This is a genomic window from Planktomarina temperata RCA23 (assembly GCF_000738435.1).
Lineage (GTDB): Bacteria > Pseudomonadota > Alphaproteobacteria > Rhodobacterales > Rhodobacteraceae > Planktomarina > Planktomarina temperata.
This window is the reverse complement of sequence record NZ_CP003984.1, coordinates 1,116,922-1,131,665: the sequence shown is the minus strand read 5'-3', so window position 1 is coordinate 1,131,665 and position 14,744 is coordinate 1,116,922. Positions and strand designations below refer to the sequence as shown.

Annotated in this window: 12 protein-coding genes; 4 read left to right on the top strand and 8 right to left on the bottom strand. The window is 56.3% G+C overall.

All coding sequences use genetic code 11. From position 1 onward, the window contains the following. The first annotated feature begins 32 nt into the window (after positions 1-32). The 3 genes from cobT to RCA23_RS05390 all read left to right on the top strand — a co-directional run bounded on the left by cobT (position 33) and on the right by RCA23_RS05390 (position 4,165). Positions 33-1,910 carry a cobaltochelatase subunit CobT gene (cobT, locus tag RCA23_RS05400; protein WP_044049445.1) on the top strand — a complete coding sequence of 626 codons (1,878 nt, stop codon included), beginning with the start codon at positions 33-35 and terminating at the stop codon, positions 1,908-1,910. Between the two features lie 86 nt (positions 1,911-1,996). Beyond that, entirely contained in the window at positions 1,997-3,787 is a 1,791-nt protein-coding gene (locus tag RCA23_RS05395) for an aminopeptidase P family protein (protein ID WP_044049444.1), read from the top strand. 33 nt (positions 3,788-3,820) lie between these two features. After that, positions 3,821-4,165, top strand: a complete 345-nt coding sequence (locus RCA23_RS05390; RefSeq protein WP_044051321.1) for a DUF427 domain-containing protein — start codon at positions 3,821-3,823, stop codon at positions 4,163-4,165. Here RCA23_RS05390 and recN read toward each other — a convergent pair. The 8 genes from recN to murB form a co-directional block, all read right to left on the bottom strand. Beyond that, positions 4,162-5,814 (bottom strand): DNA repair protein RecN, encoded by a 1,653-nt coding sequence (gene recN / locus RCA23_RS05385; protein WP_044049443.1) that lies wholly within the window; start codon positions 5,812-5,814, stop codon positions 4,162-4,164. The genes RCA23_RS05390 and recN overlap by 4 nt on opposite strands. Before the next feature lie 16 nt (positions 5,815-5,830). Next, the gene (locus RCA23_RS05380; RefSeq protein WP_236631401.1) at positions 5,831-6,661 is read right to left on the bottom strand and encodes an outer membrane protein assembly factor BamD; all 831 of its coding nucleotides are present in this window, start codon (positions 6,659-6,661) and stop codon (positions 5,831-5,833) included. Between the two features lie 92 nt (positions 6,662-6,753). Further along, complete coding sequence (lpxC, locus tag RCA23_RS05375; protein WP_044049442.1) at positions 6,754-7,674, bottom strand: UDP-3-O-acyl-N-acetylglucosamine deacetylase; 921 nt, start codon at positions 7,672-7,674, stop codon at positions 6,754-6,756. A gap of 211 nt (positions 7,675-7,885) precedes the next feature. Continuing rightward, complete coding sequence (gene ftsZ, locus RCA23_RS05370; protein ID WP_044049441.1) at positions 7,886-9,418, bottom strand: cell division protein FtsZ; 1,533 nt, start codon at positions 9,416-9,418, stop codon at positions 7,886-7,888. A 165-nt stretch (positions 9,419-9,583) separates the two neighbouring features. After that, positions 9,584-10,918, bottom strand: a complete 1,335-nt coding sequence (gene ftsA / locus RCA23_RS05365) for a cell division protein FtsA (RefSeq protein ID WP_044049440.1) — start codon at positions 10,916-10,918, stop codon at positions 9,584-9,586. Further along, positions 10,915-11,835: a cell division protein FtsQ/DivIB gene (locus RCA23_RS05360; RefSeq protein WP_044049439.1), complete on the bottom strand. Its 921-nt coding sequence runs from the start codon at positions 11,833-11,835 to the stop codon at positions 10,915-10,917. Before RCA23_RS05360 ends, ftsA begins: the two co-directional genes overlap by 4 nt. Beyond that, positions 11,823-12,737 carry a D-alanine--D-alanine ligase gene (locus RCA23_RS05355; protein ID WP_169701341.1) on the bottom strand — a complete coding sequence of 305 codons (915 nt, stop codon included), beginning with the start codon at positions 12,735-12,737 and terminating at the stop codon, positions 11,823-11,825. Before RCA23_RS05355 ends, RCA23_RS05360 begins: the two co-directional genes overlap by 13 nt. A 65-nt stretch (positions 12,738-12,802) precedes the next feature. Then, a complete protein-coding gene (gene murB, locus RCA23_RS05350) occupies positions 12,803-13,732 on the bottom strand; it encodes a UDP-N-acetylmuramate dehydrogenase (protein WP_044049437.1) in 930 nt (309 codons plus the stop codon). 130 nt (positions 13,733-13,862) lie between these two features. Between murB and RCA23_RS05345 the strand changes: the two genes are divergently transcribed. Continuing rightward, the gene (locus tag RCA23_RS05345; protein ID WP_044049436.1) at positions 13,863-14,741 is read left to right on the top strand and encodes a DMT family transporter; all 879 of its coding nucleotides are present in this window, start codon (positions 13,863-13,865) and stop codon (positions 14,739-14,741) included. Positions 14,742-14,744: the final 3 nt, after the last annotated feature.

The window sequence follows — 14,744 nt, the reverse complement described above, 5'->3', positions numbered from 1 at the left end:
ACCCTAATGCAGCGGGCCCCAAGTGGATCACATTGATGCAAAATAACGACAATCCTGCCGATCCGTTCAAAAAGGCACTGGCCGAAGCCACCAAGGTTATGGCCGATGATGCCGAACTGTCGGTGACCTATTCGGTGGATCCTCCGGGCTCTACCAGCGACTCCATCCGCCTGCCACAAGTCAGCCGGCGGCTGAGTGCGCAAGAGGTGCGTTTGGCCCGCGGCACCGCTGACGCTCTGGCCCTGCGCCATAAATTCCACGACGCAAGCACATTCGACCGCTATGTCCCGCAGGGGCAAATGGCCCGCGACATCTATGATGCGATGGAAACGGCGCGCTGCGAAGCGGTTGGTGCCCGCGCCATGCCCGGCACCCATACCAATATTGATGCAAAGATTGAGAATGAAGCTTTGCGTCAGGGCTTTGGCGATATTCGCGAAGCAAGCCAAGCCCCATTGGCCATGGCCGCCGGCTATCTGGTGCGCCACATCGCCACCGGGCGCGACCTGCCCCCCGATGCTGCCAATGTGATGAACCTGTGGCGCGATTTCATTGAAGGGCAAACCGGCGGCAGTCTCGGCTCAATCGAAGAAATTTTGGCCGATCAAGCAGAATTTGCAAAGTTTACCCGCAAGATCATCCAAGATTTGGGCTATGGTGACCAACTCGGCGACGATCCCGATTTCGAAGATGAGGACGCCGAGGATCAGGCCGAAGCAGATGAAGATCAAGACGATCAACCCGACAGCACCGGCGAAGACGATGATTCTGAAGAGCAAGATGACGCCAATCCAGAACAAAGCCAAGACAAACAGCAAGATGCCTCAACGGCGCAAGTCTCTATGGATGACATGGCCGATAGTGACATGGGTGAAGAAATGGAGCTTCCCGAGGGCGAAGCCCCTCTGGAGCCACCAGCACCGCAACCCGTTTCTGATGCAGATCCACAATATATGGTCTATCGCACAGAATTTGATGAAGAAATTCGGGCGGAAGATTTGGCCGAACCGCAAGAGCTGGAACGTCTGCGCGCCTATCTCGACCAACAGCTGGAACCTCTGAAAGGGGCCGTCAGCCGTCTGGCCAACAAGCTGCAGCGCCGCCTGCAGGCACAACAAAACCGCAGTTGGGAGTTCGATCTTGAAGAGGGCACCTTGGACGCGGGTCGTTTGGCTCGGGTGATTGCCAATCCCACAACGCCCCTATCCTTTAAGGTCGAAAAAGACACGGAATTCCGCGACACTTGCGTGACGCTCTTGCTCGACAATTCCGGCTCTATGCGCGGTCGCCCCATCTCCATCGCGGCCATCTGCGCCGATGTGCTGGCCCGCACCTTGGAGCGTTGCAGCGTGAAGGTAGAGATTTTGGGCTTTACCACCCGTGCGTGGAAAGGCGGGCAAAGCCGTGAAGAATGGCTCGCAGAAGGCCGCCCGCAGGGTCCAGGTCGCCTTAATGATCTGCGCCACATAATCTACAAAAGCGCCGATGCCCCTTGGCGCCGCGCCCGGCCCAATCTTGGGTTGATGATGAAAGAAGGGCTGCTCAAAGAAAATATCGACGGCGAAGCCCTCGAATGGGCGCATCGCCGCATGGCCGTCCGCCAGGAATCGCGAAAAATCTTGATGGTGATTTCCGATGGTGCGCCGGTCGATGACAGCACGCTTTCCGTCAATCCTGCCAATTATCTGGAAAAACACCTGCGCGATGTGATTGCCATGGTCGAAAAGCGCAAGCAGGTTGAGCTCTTGGCTATTGGTATTGGTCATGACGTGACACGCTATTATGACCGCGCGGTCACCATCACCGATGTGGAACAATTGGCCGGCGCCATGACCGAACAGCTCGCCGCCCTCTTCGAGAGCGACGCGCGCGCCCGGGCCCGCGTTATGGGCCTCAAACGGACCGGATAGACCCAAATCGCAAATTGCCCATTGCCGCAAGGCCGGCCTTGGCTCAATCTGCACGCATCATCTGCTGCCGAGCAAGGAATCCTTACATGTTTCAAACCTTCGATTCTCCCACCGCTCCAGAACAAGGCCCGCCGCGCTTGGCCAAATTGCGTGGCTGGATGGCACAGCAGGAATTGAACGGCTTTATCGTCCCGCGGGCCGATCACCACCAAGGCGAATATGTAGCCTCCTGCGATGAGCGCCTGTCTTGGCTCACCGGCTTTACGGGATCTGCTGGATTTGCCTGCATTTTGGAGGCCACAGCGGGCATCTTTATTGATGGCCGCTATCGCCTACAGGTATGTGAGCAGGTGGCGGAAGATTTCACGCCGGTGCATTGGCCCGAAACATCGTTACATGAATGGCTTGCAGAAAATGCCGCGCCCGGCGCGGTGATTGGCTTTGACCCTTGGCTTCATACGGTGGAACAGATCGAGACTCTGCGCACGGGATTGGAAGGTTCTGGTATTTCACTGGTGGCCAGTTCCAATGGGATTGACGCCATTTGGACAGATCGCCCGGCCCCGCCAAACGCCCCGGCCTGGGCGCATCCGCCGCATCTTTGCGGCGACTCCGCTGAAGAAAAAACCCGCCGCTTGGGCGCTGCCATTGCCGCGCAATCTGCGCAAACCGCTGTCATCACCCTGCCCGATAGCCTGTGTTGGTTGCTCAATCTGCGTGGCAGTGATGTGCCGCGCACGCCGATTGTCCATTGTTTCGGGCTCCTGTCCGACAATGGTGCGCTGACGCTTTTCGGCGATGAAGCAAAATTTGCAGATTTGACGCTGCCGGACACTGTAACACTTGCCCCTTGGGACGCCTTTTCCAGACATCTTAAAGATCTCACGGGCACTGTTTTGATTGAACCGGCCTCCCTACCCCAAGCTGCATTCGATGCGCTAGCGGCGGGCCCCGCAAAGATTTTGCGCGGTTTCGATCCCTGTAGCCTGCCGAAAGCCTGCAAGACACGCACCGAACTGGACGGTTGCCGGGCGGCGCATCTGCGCGATGGCGCGGCCGTGGTGCGGTTTCTGGCTTGGTTTGACGGGGCCGACACCTCCCATCTCACTGAAATTGACATTGTAACCCAGCTTGAGAACTGCCGCGCCGCCACCAATCTGTTGCATGACATCAGCTTTGACACCATCAGCGGATCTGGCCCACATGGGGCCGTGGTGCATTATCGGGTCACCGACAAAAGCAACCGCCCCTTGGACGCTGACAGTCTTCTGTTGGTCGACAGCGGCGCACAATATCAAGATGGCACCACCGATATCACCCGCACCCTACCAATTGGCAGCCCCAGCCTTGAGATGCGGCAGGCCTTCACCCGTGTTCTGAAGGGCATGATTGCCATATCACAGCTGCGGTTTCCCAAAGGATTGGCGGGCCGCGATATCGATGCCATCGCCCGCGCGCCCCTCTGGGCCGCAGGGCAGGATTATGACCACGGCACCGGGCATGGGGTTGGCAGTTTTCTGTCGGTTCACGAAGGGCCGCAACGGCTGTCACGCGCCGGCAATGTCCCGCTGCAACGGGGCATGATCCTCTCGAATGAACCGGGATATTATCGCCCCGGCGCCTTTGGCATTCGCATCGAAAACCTCATCACCGTTATAGACGCAGAGCCTGTGCCGGGCGGAGATGATCGTGCCATGCTGGCCTTTGAAACACTCACCTACGCACCGATTGACCTGCGCTTGGTTGAAATATCCGAACTGACAGATCGCGAGAAAAAATGGCTGAACGCTTACCATCAAGAGGTCTATGCGAAACTTGCGCCTCTGCTCGCGCCCGAAACAGCTCAATGGTTGGCCGAGGCCACGCGTCGCATTTGACACAGGCCGCAGAGAATGGGACAAGAGCCCATCATGACAGAACATATAAAAATTAGAGCCTTGTCCGGCAAATGGTCCATTCGTGCCGCAGGCGCGGTTATCGCAGAAACCCGCGGAGCCTTAGAGCTCACAGAGCGGGGCTATGATCCGGTGATCTACTTTCCCCGCGATGACATCGCCATGGCATTTCTGGATCAAACAGACAAAACCTCCCATTGTCCGCATAAGGGCGATGCCAGTTATTTCTCGATCATCACGAAAAATGGACCGATTGAAAACGTGGCTTGGAGCTATGAGACGCCAAACGAAGCGGTGGCCAAAATTAAGCACCATTTGGCGTTTTACCTCAATGATAAGATCACCATAGAACAGGTCTAAACCGCACCCAACAAAGAGCGCGCCGCCCCGCGGGCCTCATCGGTGACCACATCCCCCGCCAACATGCGGGCGATCTCATCCACCCGCTCTTGCGGCGTGAGAGCCACGACGGTTGAGAGTGTTTTGTCCTGCTCCACTCGTTTCTCAACGCGCCAATGGGCCGAACCCAGCGCCGCGACCTGCGGGGAATGGGTCACAACTAAGACCTGACCATCTGCCCCCAATTGTGCCAAACGCCGGCCAACCGCATCGGCGGTGGCGCCGCCAACACCTCTGTCAATTTCATCAAAGATCATGGTGCGCTGCAAAGTACGCTCCGACAAACAGACTTTGAGGGCCAAGAGAAAGCGACTCAATTCACCGCCAGAGGCGATTTTTTCCAATGCACCCGTGGGTGCGCCAGGATTGGTGGCCACGGTAAAGGCCACCGTATCAGTGCCATTTGGCCCCGCATCGCTTGGAGAAATTTCTGTTTTGAACACCGCACGTTCCATCTTGAGCGGCGCCAGTTCTGCGGCCATGACCCGATCGAGCGCGTCGGCTGCCGATAGCCGTGCGCCATGCAGTCTCTCTGCCGCGTGCATATAAGCCGCTTCAGCTGCCTCCACCTCGCGTTGCAGAGCATCCAATCCGGCTGTGCCACTGGTCAAAGTCTGCAGCTTCGCGCTCAACTCCTCCGCAACAGCCGGCAGCTCGTCGGGCAATACCGCGTGTTTGCGGGCCGCAGCCCGAATAGCGAACAATCTTTCCTCAGTCTGTTCCAGCTCGGAGGCATTAAAACTCAATCCCTGCAGCACACTCTCAATTTCTTGCTGACTCTGCCCAAGCGTATTCAAAGCCCCATCAAGAGCCTCCATCGCCGCATCCAATTGACCGTCAAGATGCTCCGCCGCTTCCACGAGCCAACGGCTGGCATCGCTGATCTGCCCCTCTGCGCCCTGGGGGGACAGCGCTTGATGGGCCTTTGTTACATCTGTGCGGATTTTGACAGCCGCCTGCATCAAACGACGTTTGGAATCCAACTGACTTTCATCGCCAGGCTGCACATCCAAAGCCTCCAGCTCGTCGACAGTATGGCGCAGATAGTCTTCCTCTGCCGCCAGCGCCTCGATCTTCGCAGCCAATGCCGTGCGTTCCGCCTTGGCCAGGCTCAGCGCACGCCAGGCCTGGCGTGTCTCCTCACGCAGCGGAGCGGCTTGGGCGAAATCATCAAGCAATGCCATATGGCCTTTAACATTTAACAGGCCGCGATCATCGTGTTGCCCATGGAGCTCTAGTAATGTCTCGCTGATTTGGCGGAGAACCTGCCCCGAGCACCTGCGATCATTGACAAAAGCAGTCTTGCGCCCATCGCGGTTGTTGATCCTGCGCAGGATCAACTCGTCTTCCGGTTCGATCCCGCTGTCTTTGAGAATTTCATTCACGGGATGGTCGGCAGGCAAGTCAAACCAGGCAACCACCTCGCCCTGCTCAGCGCCCTGACGCACAAGCTCCGCCCGACCGCGCCAGCCCAAAACGAAGCCGAGACAATCGAGCAAAATGGATTTGCCCGCTCCGGTTTCCCCGGTCAATACATTGAGCCCCGGCTGAAATTCCAGCTCCAAATGGTCAATGATCAATATGTCACGAACGCTTAACCCACGCAGCATCGCCGCCTCGCTTTGGTTATAACCATTGGCCCTTGATCGTCTGCCGGTAGATGGTCGACAGCCAGTTTTGCCCGCCCGCATCCGGAAGCAGACCCTCGCCACTCAGCAAAATTAAACTGTCCTTATGCCATTGCGTGCTGCTATAGCTTTCTTGCAAAATCGAGGCCGCCGATTGCGCCTCACCCCTCAAACCCAAAGACAGGTAGCACTCGATCAAACGATATAAAGCTTCTGGTGTTTGTTCGGTCGTGCGAAACTCTTGCACCACTTTGCGAAACCGATTGACGGCCGAGGTGTAATATCCGCGCTGCAAATAATATCGGCCAACTTCCATCTCTTTGGCCGCCAAAAAGCTGAAGGCCATGTCAAATTTTTCTGCCGAATCTTTTGCGTATTTACTGTCAGGGTAACGCTCAATCAGCAGGCGCAATTCTTGTAAGGCCTTGACGGTCACGTCCTGGTCTCGGCCAACTTCCGAGATTTGATCATAATAGCTCAACGCCAAAATATACTGTGCATAGGCCGCGTCTTCAGCGGCAGGGAAGAAATCAATGTAGCGTTGCGCCGCGCCGCGACTGTTTTCATAGTCTTGATCTTTGTGGTAACTATAGGCCTGCATTATGAGACCACGCTTGGCCCATTCTGAATAGGGGTAGAGCCGTTCAATCTCGCTAAAATACTTCGCGGCATCCTGTGGACGCTTCTTCGCGAGCCTATCCTCAGCCAAATCGTAAATCTCTTTGGCCGAATAGGTATCAATATCGATTTTCGGCTTACTTTTCAGCGTGCTGCATCCTGGAATCGCAACTGTCAAAAAACAAAGAAGAATCACATAGTGAGACCGCATGGTTACCCTCATCCTTAAGTCACAGACAGAGTTAGCACAGAAATATGTGTGGCAAAATGAAAGAGTTTAATTTTTTACCCACAAGCGTGCAGCTATGCGTAAATACGCACATCTTCTTGAGCCAATCCTGCTCCGGGCAAGCGCTCGGACATTTGCGCATCACAGTCCACCCTGCGAAACGCACCGGGTTGGCTAAAGAGCTTGCGCAGCAGCTTGTTGGTCAGCGTGTGACCGGCACGCCGCCCGACATAGCGGCCAATAATCGGGCCGCCCGCAAGCGCGAGATCGCCCATAGCATCCAACATTTTATGGCGCACCGGTTCATCAGGATGACGCATGCCGCCAGGGCTCAAAACATCGGCGCCCTCAATCACAACTGCATTCATCAATGTTCCACCAAGAGCCAAACCGTTGGAGCGCATCACTTGCACATCAGAATTTCGGCAAAATGTCCGGCTATCGCAGAGCTCATGCACAAAACTACCATTGGCAAGATTGAGCGTTTTCGATTGCTGCCCAATCGCCGCATCTGGAAAATCGATTGAAAAATCCATCTCAATTCCACCGAAGGGCATCAAAGCCGCATAGGCGCCATTCTCTTGCACTTCGACCGTTTGCAGAATTTCCAACACCTGAACAGGTGCCGCTTGCTCAATCAGCCCAGCCTTCAAGAAGCCCCGAACAAACTCCAATGCGGAGCCGTCCATAATGGGCACCTCTGGGCCGTCCAGTTCAACAACAGCATTGTTGATCCCACAGCCGGCAATCGCGGCCATAACATGCTCCACAGTCGACACGCCCAGACCATCGGCATTGACCAAGCGCGTGCACAGCGCGGTGTGGACCGCACATTGCCAATTGGCGGAGATATAGGGATCTGCATCAGAGACATCTGTGCGCCGAAACCAAATGCCCGTCTGCGCCGCCGCAGGCCGCACGCGCAGCGTCACGTCACGCCCGCAATGCAGGCCAACGCCCGTGAAAACCACTTCTGATTTCAGTGTTTTTTGCAAAAGGACCTCAGGGTTTGAACGAAAACGGCTGCCGCATCGCTAGTTTGTGTGCCCGTTTTACGCAACTCACAGTTTGCAACCATTTGAAACATCCCCAAAGAGCCATCAGCAACCAAACGCCTTCTGCGGTCTAAAAACAAATAACTTATTAATTTTACGCATGAAAAAGGCGCCTTTTGGCGCCTTTTTGCGATTCACTGTGATTTTTGGATCAATTGGCCTGTCGGCGTAAAAACGCCGGTATCTCAATTCTCTCATCCGCTTCATTGCCGGTCTCATCACCTTCATAGCTCTGCTGACCCAGGGAAGGTGTAGACGAAGGCGCCTCAGAAGCCGGTGAGTCGCCCTGCCCCGTCATGCGATTGATCAAAGAATTTATCCCAAATTTACCTTTGGCCGGTGCCGCTGGCTCCCCGAAGCCACGTGGCTCTGCGGACATGCGCGGCTCCGCCGTCTCTGGCACGCGCTCTACAGCTGCGCGCAAGCGCGCCATGGCTTCTGGCGTTGGCGTTCCGGGGGCCGCCAGAGCAAACGCTGCCGGAGCCTCAGGCTCGGGCACAACAATTTGCTCAGGTTCTGCCAATTGCGGCTGATAGGCTGGCGCGGGAATTTCATCCTGGGCAGTCTCAGTCGCAGCAAAGCTGGGCGCTTCGGTCTCAGTGTCAAATGGGAACTCCAGAGCAACAGGCTGCTCTGCTGTGTGATCCGCTTCTGGTGCTGCATCTTCCATCGGTGCTGCTGCGCGACGAGATGGTAGTGCCGAGGCATGATTGGATTGATCGGCATCAATGCCCGTGGCGACCACAGAAACCCGCATCACCCCTTCCAAGGTCGTATCCAAAGTGGAGCCGACAATAATATTCGCGTCTGGATCGACCTCTTCGCGAATCCGATTGGCCGCTTCGTCCAACTCAAACAGCGTCAAATCGGCGCCGCCAGTGATGTTGATCAAGACGCCCTTGGCGCCACGCAGGCTAATTTCATCCAGCAAAGGATTAGAGACCGCTTTATCAGCGGCTTCAACCGCGCGGTTTTCGCCGCTGGCCTCGCCTGTTCCCATCATCGCCTTGCCCATTTCGTCCATAACGGCGCGCACATCGGCAAAATCAAGGTTGATGAGGCCTGGACGCACCATCAGATCTGTTACACCTTTAACACCCTGATAAAGCACATCATCTGCCATGCTGAACGCATCCGTAAAGGTGGTGCTTTCATTGGCCAGGCGGAACAGGTTTTGATTTGGAATAATAATCAGCGTATCGACAACTTTTTGCAGCGCTTCAACACCCTCTTCTGCCTGACGCATGCGTTTGCTGCCCTCAAACTGGAAGGGTTTGGTCACAACACCCACGGTCAAAACGCCAAGCTCACGCGCCGCTTGCGCAATAATGGGGGCCGCCCCGGTGCCTGTCCCGCCGCCCATGCCCGCAGTGATAAAGCACATATGCGCCCCGGCCAGTTGGTCTACGATTTGTTCGATGCTTTCTTCAGCAGCCGCAGCCCCAATGGCGGCTTTGGCCCCAGCGCCAAGACCTTCGGTGACTTTCAGGCCCATTTGGATTTTCACCGGCGCTTTCGATTGCTGCAAAGCTTGCGCGTCGGTATTTGCAACCACAAATTCAACGCCCTCAAGCTCTTTTTCAATCATATTGTCGACAGCATTACCGCCTGCACCGCCAACACCGAAGACCGTGATCCGGGGTTTCAAGTCGTCTTGCTCGGGCATGGTTAAGTTTAGAGCCATAATTTTATCCACCTGCTTTGTCCGCACTGCTCTGCGGCACACACCTATTTATACCGATTGTAACGCCAGTTTTGACTCGCGTCACGAAAAAAGTCTCTATTTTTACAAAATATAGCATTAAAAACTCCGCAATACGCTAAATTTTGCTACACGCCATAGGGACTTTTACCAATTATTCCGAAACCAGCGCAGCGCGCGACGCAAAGGGCGCCCTACCATTTGTGGTTGTGGCACCTCGAAATCCCACCATTCATCTTGCGGATGTGCCGCATTGAGCGCCAAGCCCACCACACCAGAAAAAGCCGGTCCAGTGGCCGCTTGCGGCAGGCCCTGAACCCGAATAGGGCGCCCAAGGCGCACATGTTGGCCCAATATACGCGCCGCCAAACCATCAAGCCCGGGGATCTGACTGGCCCCACCGGTCAAAACGATTTGTTTTCCCGGCAAGTTATCAAAGCCAGCCGCATCAAGCCGGTCACGGACATCTTCAAGAATTTCCTCAATCCTTGGGCGAATAATTCCGATCAGTTCTGATCGGCTAACTTGACGGCGATCATGTTCCCAATCGCCGCTGTTGCCGCCCGTTTCAATCATCTCACGATCATCCACCTCCATGGCCATCGCGCCCCCGTGCAGGGTTTTGAGCCGCTCTGCCGAAGCGGTTGGAATTTGCAGACCCATGGAGATATCGCTGGTGACATGATCGCCGCCCATACGCACGCTGTCGGCATAAATCAGGTGTTTTTTGAAGAAAACAGAGACACCCGTCGCGCCGCCGCCCATATCAATGCAGGCCGCACCCAGCTCTTGCTCATCTTCAACCAAAGCTGCATGTGCCGAGACATAGGCCGAAGAGGCCACGCCGGCCAACTCAACATCACAGCGCTTCACGCAGTGGTTGAGGTTTTGTATGGCACGCTCCTCCACGGTCAAAATGTGCAAATCAGCGGACAGATTTTGCCCAACATGGCCACGTGGATCGGCCATCCAAGCGCGGTCATCCAGAGTGAAATTAATCGGCTGCGCATGCATCACGGCACGGCTTTCGCCAAAATCTGGCAGATCGCAGGCAGCCAACACCCGACCAATATCCTGCGAATGCACCGCATCATCCTCGATCGAAACCTCGCCAAACACCCCATAGCTGCGCGGTGCCCCACCGGAAAAACAGCCAATCACGTGATCCACCCGCACCAGGGCCATTTTCTGAGCGGCTTGCAGCGCGGTGCGGATCGCCCGTTCGGTCTCTGCCATTGACTCAATTTCACCAAAGCGCATGCCCCGCGATTTGGTGGTGGCCGCACCAATCACCCGAAAGCTCGATTGCCCGGCCATGGAGCCAATGACCTCACCGGATGAAATTTCACTCGGCCCATCAAACCGTAAAATCAAACAGGCCACTTTTGAGCTGCCGACATCCATCACCGCGATCACACCGCGTTGAATAGCGGTGGTGCGCAAAGCACGCATAGCCCGTTGGGCTTGGTAAAGATCATTCATTTGGCAAACTCCGAAAATGTCACGCCCTTAACCTGCTTCAATCCCGCCAGAGCTTGCGGACGTAGACGCAAAGTAGGACGGCGTGGATTGCGAAAATCCATCATCAAGATATCGCGCTCAAACAGATCCTGCGCCGCGCTCAGCACGAGAACTTGCGCCAAAACAGGATCAGGATTGGCTTCTGGCAGGGCAATTGTTTGCCCATCAAGCAGCACCACATCCCAGCGCCGCTCACCAATGCGCACCAAACCGCGCAATCTATCGACGACCGGCTCGGCGGTCTGCAGCAAAGCCCGTGCCTCCGGCAGGGCCTCCAAAGCCCCCTCTCCGGCAATTAAAGGCAGATGCGCAAAATCAGCGCGCCGCTCAACCCGGCGCAACACCTCGCCCTGCGACGAGACCAGTTGCAGGCCCTCGACTGTGCGCCAAATGAACTCTGGCGCAATTTCGCTGACCTGCACCGAAAGCAAACCGCCGGGGGATGCAATCACCGCGGCATGCTCCACCGAGGCGATATCCATGATCCAGCGGCGCATGGCCTCAAGATCCAATTCAAAAGCACTGATGGGAAAGAGATCGCCAAATTCTGTCCGAATTTCCTGGGCCAAGAGCGGCGATGCGCCCTCAATGGTCAAGGTTTGCAATTGGTGCACCGGTTGGTTTTGCACGCTGACCTGTGCCTCTTGGACCAAACCGCGCAGATAGGCCCGATTTTCATCATGAGACAAAAACATCCAAACCAAACCCACAATTGAAACGGCTGGCAGCCCCACCCGCACAAAGGCGCGAAAAATCGGTGTGAGCCACAGGCGCTGCATCCGATAGCTCAGAACCGACGGTGCCGGATCCACCGCAACATAGGTGTCCACGCCACGTTTTGGCGCAATCAGTCGAGGGGGTGCACTTAACGGTTGCATGAGGCATCCTCCACCAAAAACTTGCACAAATCGGGAAAAGAAATACCCATTGCTTCAGCCTGTTCTGGCGAGAGCGACGTTGGTGTCATACCGGGCTGGGTGTTGGTTTCCAGCAGGACCAAACCATCCAACCCGCGGCCCTCGTCCCAACGAAAATCTGTGCGCGAGATTCCGCGGCAACCCAAAACCTCATGCGCTTTCAGCGCATAGTCCAAACATGCCGAGAAAATATCCTGAGGTAAATTGGCCGGCACGATGTGCTGAGACCCGCCTTCGACATATTTCGCATCATAGTCATACCAGCGATCGGTCAAAATATCCGTGACCGTCAGAGCCCGCGCGCCCAATACGGTTGTGGTCAGCTCACGGCCCGGCGCGAAGGCTTCCACCATGACCACATCGGGCATATCATCCGACAGGGGCGGCGGGGAAAGCGCGCTCTCTTCGACCAAATAGACCCCAACGGAGGATCCTTCATTGTTAGGTTTAATCACATAAGGCAGTGCCATCGGATGCGTCTTGCCCAGATCTGCGCGCGCAATCAACAAGCTCTCGACGACCGGCAGGCCTTCGGCGCGGAAGACCTCTTTGGTTTTCTCTTTATCCATTGCCAGCGCTGAGCTGAGCACACCTGAATGCGTGTATGGAATTTGCATCCATTCCAGCACACCCTGCACACAGCCATCCTCGCCCCATCGACCATGCAGCGCGTTGAAGACCACATCGGGCTGCACCCGCTGCAAATCGGCAACGAGATCGGCGCCCGCATCAATCTCAACAACCCGATAGCCCACCTGCCGCAAGGCGGTGGCGCATTCTTGACCTGTCGACAGGGAGACCGCGCGCTCCGCGCCTAGCCCACCCATCAAAACGGCCACAGTCTTGGGAGTCCTGCTCGACATACCCACTGTTCTCGCTCAATATTTCGCCCTCTTTGGGGCTTTTGTTGCCGCGATTTGAATCGCGTTTAATCGTCCTTGGGGTCTCCGACCCTCATTACTTCCCACTCTAACGTCAAACCACTCTTATCGTAAACCTTTTTTCGCACCAATTCCCCCAATGCTTCAAGTTCTTTTGCCGTGGCCCTGCCCGTGTTAATTAAGAAGTTGGGATGTTTCGGTGACATTTGCGCCCCGCCCAGCTCAAGCCCTCGGCATCCGGCCGCGTCAATCAAGCTCCAAGCCTTAAGGTCGTGGATATCATCGGCCTGACCTGTCGAACTGAATCCGGCCGGATTGCGAAAGGTGCTGCCCGCGGTACGGTCCTTGGTGGGCTGTGTCTCATTACGCTTGGCCAGTTGCGCCGCCATCTTTTGATGCAGCCGCTCCGGCTCGTCCCGGCCCAAAGCCCGCAAGGTGATATCGGTGATGACCACATCTTGCGGCAAATCACTGCTACGGTAAGAAAAACCAAGGGTTTTCGCGTCATAGGATACCGCGCGGCCGGCTCGATCATAGCCACTTGCGCCGACAAAAGCATCAGCGATATATGACCCATAACAGCCGGCGTTCATCTTGAGCGCGCCGCCCAGAGTGCCAGGGATCGTGCGCAGAAACGTCAGATCAAGACCGGCCTCCGCCGCTTTGCGCGCAACATGGCTGTCCAAGGCCGCCGCACCGCAATGGATCCTATCACCGTCCATTTCAATCGCGTTGAAACCGCGCCCCAGACGGATCACCACCGCCCGCAACCCGCCATCCCGTACGATCAGGTTCGACCCAACGCCCATTGGAAAAATCGCATTTTCTTGTGGCAGTTGCGCCAAAAATTCGGCCAAATCTTGCCGATCAACCGGTTGGAACACCGCATCCGCGGCCCCCCCCACACGCAGCCATGTGAGATCCGCCAAAGAGCGGTTCAAGCTCAAGCGCCCGCGGGGAGTTGGAAGAGTCATCATCTGCGCCTTAGTTAAGTCTCTTTGCTTAGACCGGATCATGGCCGCCAAGTCAAAGCCGTTAGGTCAAATCACACTGTACATCTGTCCCCCAAAATGATCCATCCTAGGCCCATCGATCTGAGGAGACCGCATGCAACGTCTTTGGTTGGCCATCACGCCGCTTTTGTTCCTGCTGCTTTGGTCGGCAGGGTATGTCGTGGCCAAAGTGGCCCTTGTCGATGCCGCCCCCATGGCTTTGCTGGCTTTGCGATTTGCGGCCGTTATTGCCATAATGGCGGCCTTATTTGCGATCTTGCGCCCACCGCTGCCCAAAACCCTCAGCGGTTACCTTCATCTTGGGTTTGTGGGGGTCTTGATGCAAACCGTCTATTTCGGCATGGCGTATTTTTCCTTTGTCAATGGCGTGGCCGCTGGCACCGCGGCGCTCATCTTCTCCTTGCAGCCCATTTTGGTTGCCCTTTTGGCGCCGCGCTGGACCGGCGAAGCGGTCAGCTGGCTGCAATGGTTTGGCCTTGCGATTGCCATGATCGGCACCCTCACGGTCATCGTCGCGCGTCTGGAGATTGGGCCGCCGCCGCTGGCCGGCTTTGGTTTTGCCGCATTGGCCTTAGCCGGCATAACCCTCGCGACCCTTTGGGAAAAACGCTTTGGCTTGTCGCATCACCCGGTGAGCGCCAATTTGATTGGCTATAGCGCCGGGCTCCTGGGGCTTTTGCCCTTTCTGAACTGGGCCGAAATTGCCGCGGTAAATTGGACGCCATCATTCTATTGGGCGCTGGCCTATTTGGTCATTGGAAATTCTGTGGTGGCGGTTGGTCTTTTGCTGGCTATGATCCGCGCCGGGCAAGTCTCTCGGGTTTCGACCCTGCTGTTCCTGGTCCCGCCGCTGGCCGCTTTGATCGCTTGGCTGACCCTGGACGAGCCAATGCCTCTTTTGGCTTGGGTTGGTCTTCTCGTGTCAGGTGGCGGGGTCTATCTGGCAACCCGCCCCAGCAAGGGTTCCGCCTAGCGC